At 41.6% G+C, this 16,912-nt stretch carries 16 protein-coding genes and 1 rRNA gene; all 17 read left to right on the forward strand.

Annotated features, from left to right (window positions below; all coding sequences use genetic code 11):
- The first annotated feature begins 456 nt into the window (after positions 1-456).
- Positions 457-906, forward strand: a complete 450-nt coding sequence (gene mioC, locus HUS62_RS19505) for an FMN-binding protein MioC (RefSeq protein ID WP_175080866.1) — start codon at positions 457-459, stop codon at positions 904-906.
- 429 nt (positions 907-1,335) lie between these two features.
- Positions 1,336-3,225: a tRNA uridine-5-carboxymethylaminomethyl(34) synthesis enzyme MnmG gene (gene mnmG, locus HUS62_RS19510; protein WP_175080867.1), complete on the forward strand. Its 1,890-nt coding sequence runs from the start codon at positions 1,336-1,338 to the stop codon at positions 3,223-3,225.
- Positions 3,226-3,240: 15 nt separating this feature from the next.
- Entirely contained in the window at positions 3,241-3,861 is a 621-nt protein-coding gene (gene rsmG, locus HUS62_RS19515; RefSeq protein WP_054554802.1) for a 16S rRNA (guanine(527)-N(7))-methyltransferase RsmG, read from the forward strand.
- Between the two features lie 13 nt (positions 3,862-3,874).
- Positions 3,875-4,660, forward strand: coding sequence for a ParA family protein (locus HUS62_RS19520; protein ID WP_054554803.1), 786 nt, complete (start codon positions 3,875-3,877; stop codon positions 4,658-4,660).
- A gap of 20 nt (positions 4,661-4,680) precedes the next feature.
- A complete protein-coding gene (locus tag HUS62_RS19525) occupies positions 4,681-5,592 on the forward strand; it encodes a ParB/RepB/Spo0J family partition protein (protein ID WP_054554804.1) in 912 nt (303 codons plus the stop codon).
- Between the two features lie 159 nt (positions 5,593-5,751).
- Positions 5,752-6,132: an ATP synthase subunit I gene (locus HUS62_RS19530; RefSeq protein WP_054554805.1), complete on the forward strand. Its 381-nt coding sequence runs from the start codon at positions 5,752-5,754 to the stop codon at positions 6,130-6,132.
- 15 nt (positions 6,133-6,147) lie between these two features.
- Positions 6,148-7,005 (forward strand): F0F1 ATP synthase subunit A, encoded by an 858-nt coding sequence (atpB, locus tag HUS62_RS19535; RefSeq protein ID WP_054554806.1) that lies wholly within the window; start codon positions 6,148-6,150, stop codon positions 7,003-7,005.
- Positions 7,006-7,061: 56 nt separating this feature from the next.
- A complete protein-coding gene (atpE, locus tag HUS62_RS19540) occupies positions 7,062-7,295 on the forward strand; it encodes a F0F1 ATP synthase subunit C (protein WP_004335261.1) in 234 nt (77 codons plus the stop codon).
- 42 nt (positions 7,296-7,337) lie between these two features.
- Positions 7,338-7,808, forward strand: coding sequence for a F0F1 ATP synthase subunit B (gene atpF / locus HUS62_RS19545; RefSeq protein ID WP_054554807.1), 471 nt, complete (start codon positions 7,338-7,340; stop codon positions 7,806-7,808).
- A 16-nt stretch (positions 7,809-7,824) separates the two neighbouring features.
- Positions 7,825-8,358, forward strand: a complete 534-nt coding sequence (gene atpH / locus HUS62_RS19550; RefSeq protein WP_054554808.1) for a F0F1 ATP synthase subunit delta — start codon at positions 7,825-7,827, stop codon at positions 8,356-8,358.
- Between the two features lie 14 nt (positions 8,359-8,372).
- On the forward strand, positions 8,373-9,914 hold the full coding sequence (gene atpA / locus HUS62_RS19555) for a F0F1 ATP synthase subunit alpha (protein ID WP_175080868.1): 1,542 nt from the start codon (positions 8,373-8,375) through the stop codon (positions 9,912-9,914).
- A gap of 59 nt (positions 9,915-9,973) precedes the next feature.
- A complete protein-coding gene (atpG, locus tag HUS62_RS19560) occupies positions 9,974-10,834 on the forward strand; it encodes a F0F1 ATP synthase subunit gamma (protein WP_054563740.1) in 861 nt (286 codons plus the stop codon).
- 32 nt (positions 10,835-10,866) lie between these two features.
- On the forward strand, positions 10,867-12,252 hold the full coding sequence (gene atpD, locus HUS62_RS19565; RefSeq protein ID WP_054554811.1) for a F0F1 ATP synthase subunit beta: 1,386 nt from the start codon (positions 10,867-10,869) through the stop codon (positions 12,250-12,252).
- Between the two features lie 13 nt (positions 12,253-12,265).
- The gene (locus tag HUS62_RS19570; protein ID WP_054554812.1) at positions 12,266-12,688 is read left to right on the forward strand and encodes a F0F1 ATP synthase subunit epsilon; all 423 of its coding nucleotides are present in this window, start codon (positions 12,266-12,268) and stop codon (positions 12,686-12,688) included.
- Positions 12,689-12,959: 271 nt separating this feature from the next.
- The gene (glmU, locus tag HUS62_RS19575) at positions 12,960-14,318 is read left to right on the forward strand and encodes a bifunctional UDP-N-acetylglucosamine diphosphorylase/glucosamine-1-phosphate N-acetyltransferase GlmU (protein WP_175080869.1); all 1,359 of its coding nucleotides are present in this window, start codon (positions 12,960-12,962) and stop codon (positions 14,316-14,318) included.
- 143 nt (positions 14,319-14,461) lie between these two features.
- The gene (locus HUS62_RS19580) at positions 14,462-16,300 is read left to right on the forward strand and encodes a choice-of-anchor I family protein (RefSeq protein WP_175080870.1); all 1,839 of its coding nucleotides are present in this window, start codon (positions 14,462-14,464) and stop codon (positions 16,298-16,300) included.
- Between the two features lie 545 nt (positions 16,301-16,845).
- Positions 16,846-16,912 (forward strand): 16S ribosomal RNA (locus tag HUS62_RS19585); the annotation flags it as partial.

Consider the following 16,912-nt stretch of genomic DNA (forward strand, 5'->3'; position numbering starts at 1 on the left):
ATTTTCATACAACAGCCCTTTTTGATAACTAATTTTCTTAAAAACACCCTTTATTAGCGCTTATTTAAGTTTTTTTCGATCTGTTTTATTGATCGCAAATTGCAAACCGATCGTTATCAACAAGCGATCTATCCACAAAACGAGCATACTCACGATTTTTATCAGATCTGAAAATTTAAGCGCTTACACATAATTAAAGATCAACAACTTAGCAAAGTTATACAGTTTCCAATATTTAGCTTGATCAGAACTTTCCCCAAATTTATTAACAGCTTGATCAAAGGGTTTGATTTATGAATAAAAATAAAAAACCATTAAAAACAGTAGATTATAAAAAACATTGAATTAAAGCTGTCATTTTAAGCAGAAAAACTTATTCAGATCGTAATTCAACGCTTTACTCACACCCTAACTTAGTTATCATGTGGCCACTTATTTCTATACATGATCAATCACATGCAATCAGTAAATATCATCGTTGGCAGCCAAATGGGATCTGCAGAATACGTGGCAGAGCAACTAGCAGAAGCCCTTGAACAACAAGGGATCCAAGTGCAGCTTCATGAACAGCCTGTATTTGATGATATTGATCAGCAAGATACTATTTGGTTGTTATGTACTTCTACATACGGCGCGGGAGACTACCCAGAGAACCTACTGCCATTTGTTGAGTCTATTAACCAACAGGCTGATCTTAAAGGATTAAACTACAGTGTGATCGGATTAGGTGACACTAGTTACGACACCTATAACTATGCAGGCCGTAATCTAGATGAGTTATTAGCTAATAAAGGCGCAAACCGCGTGGCAGATCGCTTAGAGCTAAATATTCTTGATGAAGCATTGCCAGAAGACACGGCATTAGCCTGGTTACCAAGCTGGATCGAATCAGCAGGGCTCAATTAAGCCGATCGGTGTTGATCGTTGTTATAAAAGTTACCCACAATTTACTGATAATTTAGATCGGATTGTGGATAAACACTGATCTAACTGCGATTTTAACCTAGTTTATCCCTTGGATAAGATCCAATCGATATTGCCCTGTGAATAAATAGCCCTTTTGATCAAAGCTTTTACGCGGGAAGATCCGATCATATTAACACCTTTAGATCTGCGTTAAGATCATGTTTTAAATGGTAAAGCGAACATTATCAACAGATCTAGCCGTTACTAGTAGTAAGAGTAATAAAAGATCTCTTTAAAAGATCCTTTATATTATTAGAGATCACCCACTTAGATCTTGAGCACTGTTTAATCATTTATCTTCTCTAAATTTCTAGGTAGAATACGCTCCCTTTACAAAGTTTTGCTGGTCGATTAAGTAGGATCCCATAAATGATTTTTCACGAACGTTTTGATGTTATTGTTGTAGGTGGTGGACATGCAGGTACTGAAGCTGCATTAGCATCTGCTCGCATGGGCATGAATACCCTATTGCTAACTCATAATATGGATACCCTTGGTCAAATGTCTTGTAATCCGGCAATTGGCGGTATTGGTAAAGGCCATTTAGTTAAAGAGATCGATGCACTTGGTGGTGCAATGGCTCAGGCTATTGATAAAGGCGGTATTCAATTTCGTACTTTAAATTCATCTAAAGGCCCTGCTGTACGTGCTACACGTGCTCAAGCTGACCGTGCTTTGTATAAAGCAGCTATTCAACACACTTTACAACATCAAAAAAACTTAAAGATCTTCCAACAATCATGTGACGATCTGATCGTTGAAGGTGATCGAGTAATCGGTGTTGTAACGCAAATGGGTCTTCGTTTTAGTGCGCCTTCTGTGGTTCTTACCGTAGGTACTTTCTTAGGTGGTCAGATCCATATTGGTTTAGAGAACTTCAAAGGTGGTCGTGCCGGTGATCCACCTTCAATTGCACTTGCAGAGCGATTACGTGAATTACCTTTCCGTGTTGATCGCTTAAAAACAGGCACGCCTCCTCGTATTGATGCGCGAACTGTTGATTTTAGCAAGATGCAAGAACAGCCAGGTGATACCCCTACGCCTGTATTCTCATTTATGGGTAAACAATCGGATCACCCACAGCAGATCCCGTGTTACATCACTTATACAAATGAAAAAACACATGATGTGATCCGCAATAACTTACATCGCTCACCTATGTATTCAGGTGTAATTGAAGGTATTGGTCCACGTTACTGCCCTTCAATCGAAGATAAGATCGTACGTTTTGCTGATAAAGACAAACATCAAATCTTTGTTGAGCCTGAAGGTTTAACATCATACGAATTATATCCAAATGGTATTTCAACGAGCTTACCGTTTGATGTACAGCTTGAAATTGTGCAATCAATCACTGGTTTTGAAAATGCACATATTTGTCGTCCAGGTTATGCAATTGAGTATGACTTCTTTGATCCGCGCGACTTAAAGCAATCATTAGAAACTAAGTTTATTAATGGTTTATTCTTCGCAGGCCAAATTAATGGTACAACCGGTTACGAAGAAGCCGGCGCGCAAGGTTTAATTGCGGGTATGAACGCCGCATTACAAGTACAAGGCAAAGAGTCTTGGACACCTCGTCGTGATGAAGCATACACAGGTGTACTAATTGACGACCTAGCAACATTAGGTACTAAAGAACCGTACCGTATGTTTACTAGCCGTGCTGAATACCGTTTATTACTTCGTGAAGATAATGCCGACATTCGTTTAACTGAAAAAGGCCGTGAACTTGGCTTAGTTGACGATGCTCGTTGGGCTGCATTTAACGAAAAAATGGAAATCATCGAAAAAGAAACGCAACGTTTAAAAGAAACATGGATCCACAAAGATCACGTTGCTGTTGATCAAGTAAATGCATTATTAAAAACACCACTGACTCGTGAAGCGAGCCTTGAAGATCTGATCCGTCGTCCTGAAATTCGTTATAACGACTTAATGGCGATCGATGGTTTAGGTTCTGAGTTTGATAACCAAGCTGCACTTGAGCAAGTTGAGATCCATACTAAGTACGCAGGCTATATTGCTCGTCAGCAAGATGAGATCAATAAGCAGCTACGTCATGAACAAACTGTATTACCAAAAGACTTTGATTATTCAACTGTTTCTGGTTTATCAAATGAGGTTATCGCAAAGCTTACTGATAGTCGTCCAGATACAATTGGCCAAGCGTCACGTATTTCAGGTATCACCCCTGCTGCTATTTCGCTATTATTAGTCTATCTGAAAAAGCAAGGCTTACTACGCAAGACTGCGTAGTTGGTGAGGAATACAGTGTTACAACAACAATTAACTTCGCTGTTAGCGCAAACTGATATTGCGCTAACAGAAAAACAGCAACAACAACTTGTGCAATATGTTGAATTATTAGACAAGTGGAACAAAGCCTATAACTTAACCTCTGTTCGTTTACCTGAAGAAATGATGGTTAAGCATATTATGGATAGCTTAGTTGTTGCACCACACCTTAAAGGCAAACATTACATTGATGTAGGTACGGGTCCTGGTTTACCGGGTATCGTATTAGCCATCGCTTTACCTGATACACAATTTGTATTGTTAGATAGTTTAGGTAAACGCGTGCGCTTTTTGATGCAGGTAAAACATGCACTTGGCCTTGAAAATGTAACCCCAGTGCAGTCTAGAGTTGAAGAATATCAACCAAGTGTTAAATTAGATGGTGTATTAAGTCGTGCATTCGCCTCTTTACAAGATATGGTTGACTGGTGTGCGCACTTGATTGATCATTCAGGTAAATTTATCGCCTTAAAAGGCGTATTTCCGAGCGAAGAACTAGACTCATTACCTAAAGGTATTAAGTTTGATGAAAAAATCAGCTTGGAAGTACCTGAGTTAGATGCACAAAGACATCTAATCATTCTATCTAAAGACTAGGGATCAGAGCACTGTGGCAAAAGTCATCGCATTAGCAAACCAAAAAGGTGGTGTTGGTAAAACAACCACCGCTGTGAATCTCGCGGCATCGATGGCCGCGACGAAGCGTAAAGTGTTATTAATCGATCTTGATCCGCAAGGAAATGCTACCATGGGTAGTGGTGTCGATAAATACGGTGATGTTGCGACTATTTACGATTTATTGATTGAAGAAACACCAATCGATGAAGTGATCAATAAAGAAACCTCAGGTGAGTATCACTTAATTGCTGCTAATGGCGATGTGACTGCCGCTGAAGTTAAACTAATGGAATTGTTTGCTCGTGAAGTGCGTTTACGTAATGCGCTTGAACAAATTCAAGATCAATACGATTTCATTTTTATCGACTGCCCGCCTTCACTTAACATGCTCACTGTTAATGCAATGGCTGCCGCAGATTCGATTTTAGTTCCGATGCAATGTGAGTATTATGCCCTTGAAGGTTTAACGGCATTAATGGATACCATTACTCAGCTATCTAAGCTAGTAAATCCAGCGTTAACAATTGAAGGGATTTTGCGCACCATGTATGATCCGCGCAATCGCCTTGCAAATGATGTATCAGAACAACTAAAACAACATTTTGGCGATAAAGTATATCGTACCGTTATCCCACGTAATGTCCGTTTAGCAGAAGCGCCGAGTTTTGGTGCCCCTGCCATGTATTATGACCGTGCATCAAGTGGTGCTAAAGCTTACTTAGCCCTAGCCGGCGAAATGTTACGTAGAAAAGAGAAAACATCTTCAGCAGTAGCCTAACTTCGAGGTAAAAAAATAACATGTCTGCTAAAAAACGCGGTTTAGGCCGAGGACTCGACGCTTTATTAAGTTCATCAAAACCTGCCCCAAGTGCAAATAATCAGCAACAAGCGACAGCAACACCAGAGCAAGTCTCAGAAGTTGTTGCAGAGCAAAGCAAAGGTGAGCTGCAAAAATTAGCGATTGAGTTTTTACAATCGGGTAAATATCAACCGCGTAAAGACATGTCTGAAGAAGCGCTAGAAGAGTTAGCCAGTTCAATTCGTGCTCAAGGCATCATTCAGCCAATTGTTGTGCGCCAAATTGGTGCAGACAAATATGAAATTATTGCTGGTGAACGTCGTTGGCGTGCTGCTCAACTTGCAAAATTAGATGCTGTTCCATGTATCATCAAAGATGTACCAGATGAAGCTGCCGTTGCAATCGCATTGATTGAAAATATCCAACGTGAAGACCTAAACGCGATGGAAGAAGCGATTGCATTGAATCGTTTACTTAACGAATTTGAACTCACTCATCAACAAGTCGCCGAAGCTGTTGGTAAATCACGTACGACTGTGACTAATTTACTACGTCTAAATAATCTTAACGAAGATGTTAAAATCCTGTTAGAGCATGGCGACATCGAAATGGGTCATGCACGTTGTTTATTGGCACTTGAAGGCGAAGCGCAGTCAGATGCTGCTAGATTAGCGGTTGCTAAAGCGTTGACTGTTCGTGAAACTGAGAAATTAGTTCGCTCTATCTTAGAACCAGCTCCGAAAAAAGAAGTGCAAGAAAAAGATCCGGATGTCAAACAGTTAGAACAAAAACTTGCTGAAAATTTAGGCGCCAAAGTAGAAATAAACTACAATAAAAAAGGCAAAGGCAAACTGGTTATCTCTTATACAACTCTTGATGAGTTGGATGGCATTTTAAGCCGTATAAATTAAGACTATTCCCGTCATTAATTAATAACATGTCCAAAAAGAGACATTTGTGGTGTTTTTGCACTACAAAGGGTCGACTCAAGTTGCAAAACTGGTAGGAATCAGTATAATTTCGCCAGTTTTCATACCCTGACAATTTAACGTTCTAAAGGTTAACAAAACGTGACTAATAGGTTAGCAAGGCCGTATAGGCTTGCCGCATTTAAATTAATTTGTCTTCAGGGTATCGTAGCATTAATCGCTGCAGTAATTGTTTTTATAGGTTGGGGAGTCAATGCCGGCCAGTCAGCGCTTGCTGGCGGAGCTGTTGCACTACTCCCTAATTTTGTATTTGCTGTCTATGCATTCCGTTATATGGGTGCAAGTCGAGTAAATCAAGTGTATGCCTCGCTAAAGCGCGGCAACGGATTAAAATTTATGCTAACAATCGTTTTGTTTGCACTGATACTGAAGTCTTACACGGTCGTTTTATTACCGTTTTTCTGTGTTTATGTATTGGTGTTATTTAGCGGATTGTTTGCGCCCGTTTTTTTTAATCATTAACTTTTGGGATATAACATGGCTGCAGAAGAAGTAACTCTATCAAGCCATATTCAGCACCACTTAACTAACGCTAAGATGTGCTCGACCGACGCTGGTCTTGCCTTCAACAAAGCGTGTGCAGACAGTGGTTTCTGGACATGGAATATAGATACCCTCGCATGGTCAATCGGTCTAGGTCTTGTATTTTTATGGATCTTCCGTAGTGCCGCTAAGAAAGCAAATACCGGTGTACCTGGTAAATTTCAGTGTTTCATTGAAATGATCGTTGAGTTCGTTGGCGACAACGTACGTGACACATACCACGGTAAAAGCGCATTAATCGCTCCATTAGCTCTAACGATTTTCGTTTGGGTGTTCTTAATGAACTTAATGGACTTGATTCCGGTTGATTTCCTACCTGCATTCGCTGGCTTTGTTGGCGAGCAAGCATTTGGTATGGATTCTCACGACGTTTACATGAAGATTGTACCTACAACAGACATCAACATGACTGCTGCACTTGCTATTGGTGTATTCATTCTGATGATCGGTTACGCAATCAAAATCAAAGGGATTGGCGGATTCTTAGCTGAATTAACGCTTCACCCGTTTAGCTCTAATAACAAGCTAGCAATGGTGTTCTTAATCCCATGTAACTTATTACTAGAAACAATCGCTTTAGTTGCTAAGCCGTTCTCGTTAGCACTGCGTTTATTCGGTAACTTATATGCTGGTGAGTTGATTTTCATCTTGATCGGCGCAGTTGGTTTAATGCAACTACCGTTGCACTTTATTTGGGCTGTATTCCACATCTTAGTAATCGTACTGCAAGCATTCGTATTCATGATGCTTACAATCGTATACCTAAGCATGGCAAGCTCAGATAATCACTAATTTTTTACACTTTTAAAATTTAATTTTAATTTACAATTGAAACTTTGGAGAAAAAAATGGAACTAGTATTAGGTCTTAAGTATATCGCTGTTGCTCTACTTATCGGCTTCGGTGCAATCGGTACTGCAATCGGCTTCGGTAACATGGGTGGTAAATTCCTAGAAGCTTGTGCTCGTCAACCTGAACTTGCACCTTCATTACAAGTTAAGATGTTCATCCTTGCTGGTCTAATCGATGCCGTAGCTATGATCGGTGTTGGTATCGCAATGGTATTGTTGTTCGTACTTTAATATTATTTTTTGAACAGCTTACTATTTTAAGGAGGAGCGGTCGTGAACTTAACAGCCACTCTTATCGGTGAATTAATTGCATTTACGGTTTTCGTACTTTTCTGTATGAAATACGTATGGCCACCACTAAATGGTGCAATTGAAGCTCGCCAGAAGAAAATCGAAGATGGTTTAGCTGCCTCTGATAGAGCCGAAAAAGACTTAGAACTTGCGCAAAAGAAAGCTGCTGAGCAGCTTAAAGAGGCAAAAGCTCAAGCGGCTGATATCATTGAACAAGCTAAAAAGCGTGCCACGCTAATCGTTGACGAAGAAACTGTTCGTGGTCAACAAGAGCGTGAAAAAATTATTGCTCAAGGGCACTCTGAAATCGAAGCAGAGCGTAACCGTGTAACAGAAGAACTACGTAAACAAGTAGCGACGCTGGCAGTGGTTGGTGCTGAGAAGATTTTAGAGCGCGAAATCAATCAAGCCGCACACAGTGACATCGTTGAAAAACTTGTCGCTGAGCTGTAATTAGGAGGGTATGAGCATGTCTGAATTGGCTACTATCGCTCGCCCATACGCTAAAGCGGCTTTTGAACTTGCCGTTGAAAAAGGCACTGTTGAAAGTTGGAACGACATGCTGTTCTTTGCTGGCCACGTTGCCAGCAACGAGCAAGCCGCTGCCGCGCTAGCTGGATTGCCTACTGCTACTGAACAAGCAGATCTGTTTATCAAGATCTGTGCAGAGCAGCTCAACGAACAAGGTCAGAACCTAATCAAGGTGATGGCTGAAAATGGACGTTTAGTTGCACTGCCTGCTGTTGCTGAGTTATTCGCTGAATTTAAAGCGGACTACGACAAAGAAATCGACGTTGATGTGATTTCTGCAACACCGCTTGCTGCTGAGCAGCAAGCAACATTGGTAGCGGCACTTGAAAAACGTTTCGCACGCAAAGTTAAGCTGAATTGTAGTGAAGATACTACAGTTGTTGGCGGTCTTATCATTAAGGCGGGTGACACTGTAATCGACGGCTCAGTACGTGGCAAATTAGCCCGCTTAGCTACATCACTACAATCGTAATTGGGAAAAAGAGCATGCAACTTAATTCCACTGAAATTTCAGATCTGATCAAACAACGTATTGAGCAGTTCGAAGTTGTAAGTGAAGCTCGTAACGAAGGTACTATCGTATCTGTTACTGACGGTATCATCCGCATCCACGGTCTTGCTGACTGTATGCAAGGTGAGATGATCGAGCTTCCTGGCAACCGTTATGCTATCGCACTAAACCTTGAGCGTGACTCAGTAGGTGCTGTAGTAATGGGTCCTTACGCTGACCTTAAAGAAGGCGTAAAAGTTAAATCAACTGGTCGTATCCTAGAGGTTCCTGTTGGTCGTGGTCTACTTGGTCGTGTTGTTAACACACTAGGTGCACCTATCGACGGTAAAGGCGCTTTAGATAACGACGGTTTTGAACCTGTTGAGAAAATCGCACCAGGCGTTATCGAACGTCAATCAGTAGATGAGCCAGTACAAACTGGTTATAAATCTATCGATGCGATGATCCCAGTAGGTCGTGGTCAACGTGAGCTTGTGATCGGTGACCGCCAAACTGGTAAAACTGCATTAGCAATCGATGCTATCATCAACCAAAAAGGTACAGGCGTTAAGTGTGTGTACGTTGCAGTTGGTCAAAAAGCATCTACTATCGCTAACGTAGTACGTAAATTAGAAGAGCACGGTGCATTAGAAAACACGATTGTTGTTGTTGCATCTGCTTCTGAATCTGCGGCACTTCAGTACCTAGCACCATTCTCTGGTTGTACTATGGGTGAATACTTCCGTGACCGTGGTGAAGACGCGCTAATCGTATATGATGATTTATCTAAGCAAGCTGTTGCTTACCGTCAAATCTCATTACTACTTAAGCGTCCACCAGGCCGTGAAGCATACCCAGGTGACGTATTCTACCTTCACTCACGTCTTCTAGAGCGTGCATCACGTGTAAACGCTGATTACGTTGAGAAGTTCACTAACGGTGAAGTGAAAGGTAAAACAGGTTCATTGACGGCATTGCCTATCATTGAAACTCAAGGCGGCGACGTTTCTGCGTTCGTACCGACAAACGTTATCTCTATCACCGATGGTCAGATCTTCTTAGAAACTGACTTATTCAACTCAGGTATCCGTCCAGCTGTTAACGCTGGTATCTCGGTATCTCGTGTTGGTGGTGCAGCGCAAACTAAAATCGTTAAGAAACTAGGTGGTGGTATCCGTCTAGCGTTAGCTCAGTACCGTGAATTAGCTGCGTTCTCGCAGTTCGCGTCTGACCTTGACGATGCAACACGTGCTCAATTAGAGCATGGTGAGCGCGTAACAGAGCTAATGAAGCAGAAACAGTACGCACCAATGTCTGTTGCTGAAATGTCTCTGTCGCTATTTGCTGCTGAAAAAGGCTACCTAAAAGACATCGAAATCTCGAAAATCATGGATTTCGAAGCTGGCCTAATTTCTTATGCAAACAGCACATACGCAGAGCTAATGGCTCAAATCAATGAAACTGGTAACTACAACGCTGAGATTGAAGCTCAACTTAAAGAACTTCTAGAGAAGTTCAAGTCGACGCAAACTTGGTAATTTAGTTATGAATGGTGAGCTTTAGGCAACTAAAGCCCACCTGATTCGGAGAGAGAGTCATGGCCAGCGGAAAAGAGATTAAAAGCAAGATCGGGAGTATCAAGAATACTCAAAAGATCACCAGCGCAATGGAAATGGTTGCTGCGTCTAAAATGAAAAGAGCGCAGGAACGTGTGGCGTCAAGCCGTCCATACGCTGAAAACTTACGCCAAGTGATTGGTCGTGTTGCTCAAGCAAATCTTGATTTTACTCACCCTTTCTTAGAAGAGCGTGAAGTAAAACGAGTTGGTTATATTGTTATCTCTACTGACCGTGGTCTATGTGGTGGCTTGAACTCAAACGAGTTCAAAAAAGTTGCCCTAGATGTTAAAGCGTGGAAAGAAAAAGGCGTTGAAGCTGAATTTACTACTTTAGGTAGCAAAGCAGCTGGCTTTTTCCAACGTTTTGGCGGTAAGTTAGTCGCTAAAAAAGCGAACTTAGGAGATACACCTTCACTACAAGACGTTATTGGTCCTGTAAAGACAATGCTAGATGCATACTCTGAAGGTAAAATTGACCGCTTATACGTAGTATTTAACAAGTTCGTTAATACTATGAAGCAAGAGCCAACAATCGATCAGTTACTCCCTTTGCCAAAAGCTGAAGAAGAAGTATCTCAACATTCTTGGGATTACTTATATGAGCCAAACCCAGAAGCGATTTTAGAAGCTCTGTTAGTACGCTTTATTGAGTCTCAAGTATACCAAGGTGTAGTTGAGAACGCTGCCTCTGAACAGGCTGCCCGTATGGTTGCAATGAAAGCTGCAACTGATAACGCAGGCGACCTTATGGATGAGTTACAGCTTGTTTATAACAAGGCTCGTCAAGCTGCAATCACACAAGAAATTAGTGAGATTGTTGGCGGTTCGGCAGCAGTTTAACGCTTCGGCAAAGTTTAATGAGAGGAATAGACATGAGTTTAGGTAAGGTCGTCCAAATTATCGGCGCCGTTGTGGATATCGAATTTCCACAAGACAACGTGCCAGCCGTATATGACGCACTAAAAGTAACAGATGGCGACTTAGCTGGTTTAACTTTAGAAGTTCAACAACAGCTAGGTGGCGGTGTGGTACGTGGTATCGCACTTGGTACTACTGACGGTTTACGTCGTGGTACTGCAGTAGAAGGTACAGGTCAGCCAATCCACGTTCCAGTAGGTACGAAGACACTAGGTCGTATCATGGACGTATTAGGTAACCCTATTGATGAAGCTGGTCCAATTGGTGAAGAAGAGCGTATGTCTATTCACCGTGCAGCACCTTCTTATGAAGAACAATCAAGTTCAGTAGAACTTTTAGAGACTGGTATCAAGGTAATCGACCTTGTATGTCCATTCGCTAAAGGTGGTAAAGTTGGTCTATTCGGTGGTGCCGGTGTAGGTAAAACCGTAAACATGATGGAACTTATCCGTAACATCGCAATCGAGCACAGCGGTTACTCAGTATTCGCAGGTGTTGGTGAGCGTACTCGTGAGGGTAATGACTTCTACCATGAGATGAACGACTCAAACGTACTAGACAAAGTATCTCTAGTATACGGTCAAATGAATGAGCCACCGGGTAACCGTTTACGCGTAGCGTTAACTGGTCTTACTATGGCAGAGAAGTTCCGTGACGAAGGTCGTGACGTACTTTTCTTCGTTGATAACATCTACCGTTATACTCTAGCGGGTACAGAGGTATCAGCACTTCTAGGTCGTATGCCTTCAGCAGTAGGTTACCAACCAACTCTTGCTGAAGAAATGGGTGTACTTCAAGAGCGTATCGCATCTACTAAGACGGGTTCAATCACTTCAATCCAAGCGGTATACGTACCTGCGGATGACTTAACTGACCCATCTCCAGCAACAACGTTTGCTCACTTAGATGCAACAGTAGTACTTTCTCGTGATATCGCTTCACTTGGTATCTACCCTGCGGTAGACCCACTTGATTCATCTTCACGTCAACTTGACCCACTAGTAATCGGTCAAGAGCACTACGATACAGCGCGTGGCGTTCAAACAGTTCTTCAACGTTATAAAGAACTTAAAGACATCATCGCAATCCTAGGTATGGACGAGCTTTCTGACGAAGATAAGCAAGTTGTATCTCGTGCACGTAAAATCCAGCGTTTCCTATCTCAGCCGTTCTTCGTTGCTGAAGTATTCACAGGCGCGCCTGGTAAATACGTGTCACTTAAAGACACAATTGCTGGCTTCAAAGGTATCTTAAACGGTGAGTTTGATGATATGCCAGAGCAAGCGTTCTACATGGTTGGCTCTATTGAAGAAGCTCAAGAAAAAGCCAAAAGCATGTAATTAGGAGGGTAGTATGGCGGCTATGACTGTACATCTTGACGTAGTAAGCGCAGAAGAGAGCTTGTTCTCTGGTCTGGTTGAATCGATTCAAGTGAGTGGTAGTGAAGGTGACCTTGGTGTTAACTATGGTCACGCTCCATTATTAACTGCCCTAAAACCTGGTATGGTACGTTTAGTTAAGCAATTTGGTCACGAAGACGTGATGTATATTGCTGGCGGCACGCTAGAAGTTCAACCGGATCGCATCACGATTCTTGCAGATACTGCAGTACGTGGTGAAGACCTAGACGAGCAAGCGGCTGAAAAAGCTAAACGTGATGCTGAAGAGCAAATGGCGAATACGTCAACTGCTGAGTTAGATTATCAACAAGCTGCAGTGCAACTTGCTGAAGCAATCGCTCAACTTCGCGTAATTCAACAATTACGTAAAAAGTAAGCCTACTCGGTTTTCGAAAAGCCCACTTAACGTGGGCTTTTTTGTGTCTAAAATTCACCGCTTAGCGCCCTACTTTATATTTATACTTATATCCTTCATCAAAGCTCGCTACAATAGTGTAAATTAATAGTGAATAGCTGTTTCATTCAAGGTTCAGTCCAACACATTAGGATTGAGTATTTACACATGATGTGACTTACACAACTTGTATGTTTTCCAGAACTCACAAAATATTGCACACCTAAAACAAAGAAAGAAGGATATTGTTTTAATGTCTCTGACTACCGTTATTCTTGCTGCGGGTAAAGGCACCCGTATGCGCTCTGCTCTACCTAAGGTATTACACAAAGTTGCTGGCAAACCTATGGTTCAGCACGTTATTGATAATGCCACTGCCCTTGGCGCTCGTGAAACAAATCTTGTTTATGGTCATGGCCGTGAGCAGCTTCAAGAAGCCCTATCGCACAACCAAGTAAACTGGGTATTACAAGAAGAGCAACTCGGTACGGGTCATGCTGTCGCTGTTGCTAAAGAACACATTGCCGATGATGACACCGTATTAATTCTCTATGGTGATGTGCCACTAACAAAACGCGCGACCTTAGAAAAGCTACTTGCTGCGACTCCAGAAAAAGGCTTAGCAGTATTAACGGTTACCTTAGATGACCCATCAGGTTATGGTCGAATGATCCGTGAAAATGGCAAGCTAGTAGGTATTGTTGAACAAAAAGACGCTTCACCTGAGCAACTTGCGATTAAAGAAATCAATACCGGTATTATGGCTGCTAATGGTGCGCTACTTAAACGTTGGTTAGGTAACCTATCTAACAACAACGCCCAAGGTGAATACTACCTAACAGACATTGTTGCGATGGCACACTGTGAAGGTGTTGAAATTACCTCTGCACAGCCTGAGCATCCGATGGAAGTTGAAGGTGCTAATAATCGCGTACAACTTTCAGCGCTTGAACGTGCATATCAAGCATGGCAAGCAGAAGAACTAATGCTAAACGGCGCAACACTTGCTGATCCTGCTCGTATTGATGTACGTGGTGAAGTAACGACTGGCGAAGATGTACTGATCGACGTTAATGTTATTTTCGAAGGTAAAGTAACTCTGGGTAACAACGTACAAATTGGGCCAAATTGCGTACTTAAAGATTGTACTATCGGCGATAACGTTGTTATTAAAGCTAACTCACTTGTTGAAGAAGCCAGTGTTGCTGCTAAATGTACTTTAGGCCCATATGCCCGCCTTCGCCCTGGTGCGATTATGGAAGAAGACTCGCACATTGGTAACTTCGTTGAGATGAAAAAGACTCGCTTAGGCAAAGGCTCAAAAGCAAATCACCTAACCTACTTAGGCGACACTGAAGTTGGCGAAAAAGTTAATATTGGCGCAGGTACTATTACTTGTAACTATGATGGCGTAAATAAATCAAAAACCATTATTGGAGATAACGCCTTTATCGGTTCTAATTCATCACTGGTGGCCCCTGTTAATATTGGCTCAATGGCAACGATTGGCGCAGGCTCTGTTATCACTAATACTGTTGAAGATGATCAGCTTGCAGTCGCTCGTGGTAAACAACGTAACCTTACTGGTTGGAAGCGCCCAACTAAAAAGTAATGAGCTACCCTACTAATTTATAAATAAAAAGCGAGTTTATACTCGCTTTTTTTATGACAAAATTTTGTTCTCATAAAAGTGCCATATAGTTGTAATGCCTGCGTGTTGTAATTGCCTCAATACAACTCCAAGGAAAAATAATAATGTTAAAAAGATCAATTATTGCGCTATCACTTTTAACCATTCTTTCTGGCTGCTCATTAGACGGTGACGACGGCAAAGACGGCCTACAAGGTGAACAAGGTCCTGCAGGTCAAAATGGTACTAATGGAACTGATGGGGTAAATGGCACCGATGGTGCAAACGGAACTGACGGAGCAAATGGTACAGATGCAAACGCTGCTTTAACTATAAATCTTATCGGCCGTGCAGTGCTGAACGCAGAAAGCCCTGAAGGTGCTGCGGAAATTGTTGCTTACCAAGCATCTAAACAACGAATATTTGCTATCAATAGTTCCGGTGATTCTGCGGTCGTTAATATCATGAAAGCCGATAGCTTTGACCGTGCAGCTTTAGTTAAAGATAACGAAGGGGTTATAAATGGCACTAATTTAACCTCAGAGATTACCCTTGCACTTAATGAGCACAGTGTGGGTGATGCAAACAGTATCGCTATTGATGCTAATAATGAACTTTTAGCCGTCGCAATGGCAGCTAGTAATACCGGTGATGCTGGTTTAATCGCATTTTATGATATCAGTGGCGACGAGCCTCAGTTTATTAAAAATGTCACTGTTGGCGCCCTACCCGACATGGTTACTTTTAGCCATGATGGCAATAAAGTATTGGTTGCAAATGAAGGCGAACCTAATGGTGATTACAGTATTGACCCTGAAGGCTCTATCAGCATTATTAATATTAATGATGGTGTAATTGCAGATACTGCTATTAGCATTACTTTTTCGGCTTATAACGACAAACAAGCAGAGCTTGAAGAACTTGGGATTGTATTTGCTAACCCGACAGGTCGGACAATCAACGGTAACTTGATTAATACAACCGTAGCAATGGATTTAGAACCTGAATACATCAGCATTTCAAAAGACAATAAGTTTGCCTACGTGTCACTACAAGAAAATAACGCCCTTGCTATCGTCAATCTTGAAGATAATAGCCTAGAGCTTAAAGGCTTAGGATTTAAAGATTGGTCTAATTTACTTTTTGATGCATCAGATAAAGACGGTGGTGTTAACTTTAAATCGTACCCTGGTCTCTATGGCATGTATCAACCTGATACGATTTCAAGCTTTACTTGGAAAGGTGCTAACTTCATTGTCACAGCGAACGAAGGTGATGCACGAGAATACTTCTTTGATACAACCGACGAAGCTGATTGTTTAGCAAAGGGTGGTCTAGATTATGATGAAGATGATGGTTGTTTATCATATATAGATGAAACCAGAGCTAAAGACTTAACACTGGCAAGCAATTTTGATTACCTGAACAATGACAACAGTGATATTGGCCGTTTAAAAGTGACCACTGTTAAAGGTGATGAAGATAATAATGGCGAATATGAATCACTCTATGCATATGGTGCCCGCTCTTTTACCATTTGGGATAGTAACGGCATGGTGGTTTTTGACTCGGGCGATCAAATCTCACGTATTACTGCATCAGTTCACGGAGCAGCATTCAATAATAACGAAGATGAAAATGACGGTGATAGTCGCTCTGATGACAAAGGTGCAGAACCAGAAGCGTTAGCACTGGGTACGATTGGCGAACGTACATTTGCATTTATTGGTTTAGAGCGTATGGGTGGCATTATGGTGTTTGATATTACTAATCCATACAATGTGACATTCCAAGATTACTTTTTTAATCGTGGCCTAGAAGCTGATGCAGATATAACAGGTGATCTTGCTCCTGAAGGTATGGCATTTATACCTGCAGAACAAAGTGCAACGAATGAAGCATTGCTCGTTGTTGGTAATGAAATTTCGGGGTCAATCGCTGTTTGGGAAATTTCTACTAACTAATCCGCCTTATAAAAATAAAAAGCGACATACCTAATTTAAAGTATGTCGCTTTTTCTATGCCATTTTATCCTCACAAAAATGACTGCTTTTTGAGCTAAAACCCCTCTGCAGCCCTTTATTTGTATGGTTATTGTACTAATTTGAAAATATTCAAAAAAACCTTCAAAAAGTGCTTGCGTTAATTCTTCGCATCCCTATAATGCGCATCCACTGACACGGCGGGCAGCAATGAAAAGCGCTGAACAAAGTGACAGAGAGTTAAGTAAAACTTGGGTTTAAAACGGTCTAAAAAGAAAGTTTAAAATTAAGTGTTGACTCGAAAAATTAAGGATGTATTATACGCATCCCTAGCGACAACGTCGCAACGTTCTTTAACAATATAAAGCAATCATCTGTGTGGGCACTCGTACAGGTTGAGTTCTAACAGCGAAGCTTAGTTTACTAAGTAACGCAAACAAATTTAGAGTCTCAATTTCTTATGAGTGACTATATAGTCAATTTATACAGAATTCATTGAGCACGAAACTTCGGTTTCAAAAAACTTTTAATTGAAGAGTTTGATCATGGCTCAGATTGAACGCTGGCGGCAGGCCTAACACATGCAAGTCGAGC

Source organism: Pseudoalteromonas sp. 0303 (genome assembly GCF_013349995.1).
In the GTDB taxonomy this organism is placed as follows: Bacteria; Pseudomonadota; Gammaproteobacteria; order Enterobacterales; family Alteromonadaceae; genus Pseudoalteromonas.

Excerpts from the sequence above, each read along its gene's own strand:
- atpH (WP_054554808.1), top strand. The coding sequence starts at position 7,825 with ATGTCTGAATTGGCTACTATCGCTCGCCCATACGCTAAAGCGGCTTTT.
- atpB (WP_054554806.1), top strand. The coding sequence starts at position 6,148 with ATGGCTGCAGAAGAAGTAACTCTATCAAGCCATATTCAGCACCACTTA.
- atpE (WP_004335261.1), top strand. The coding sequence starts at position 7,062 with ATGGAACTAGTATTAGGTCTTAAGTATATCGCTGTTGCTCTACTTATC.
- mioC (WP_175080866.1), top strand. The coding sequence starts at position 457 with ATGCAATCAGTAAATATCATCGTTGGCAGCCAAATGGGATCTGCAGAA.
- atpG (WP_054563740.1), top strand. The coding sequence starts at position 9,974 with ATGGCCAGCGGAAAAGAGATTAAAAGCAAGATCGGGAGTATCAAGAAT.
- HUS62_RS19580 (WP_175080870.1), top strand. The coding sequence starts at position 14,462 with ATGTTAAAAAGATCAATTATTGCGCTATCACTTTTAACCATTCTTTCT.
- atpA (WP_175080868.1), top strand. The coding sequence starts at position 8,373 with ATGCAACTTAATTCCACTGAAATTTCAGATCTGATCAAACAACGTATT.
- HUS62_RS19525 (WP_054554804.1), top strand. The coding sequence starts at position 4,681 with ATGTCTGCTAAAAAACGCGGTTTAGGCCGAGGACTCGACGCTTTATTA.
- glmU (WP_175080869.1), top strand. The coding sequence starts at position 12,960 with ATGTCTCTGACTACCGTTATTCTTGCTGCGGGTAAAGGCACCCGTATG.
- atpD (WP_054554811.1), top strand. The coding sequence starts at position 10,867 with ATGAGTTTAGGTAAGGTCGTCCAAATTATCGGCGCCGTTGTGGATATC.
- mnmG (WP_175080867.1), top strand. The coding sequence starts at position 1,336 with ATGATTTTTCACGAACGTTTTGATGTTATTGTTGTAGGTGGTGGACAT.
- HUS62_RS19570 (WP_054554812.1), top strand. The coding sequence starts at position 12,266 with ATGGCGGCTATGACTGTACATCTTGACGTAGTAAGCGCAGAAGAGAGC.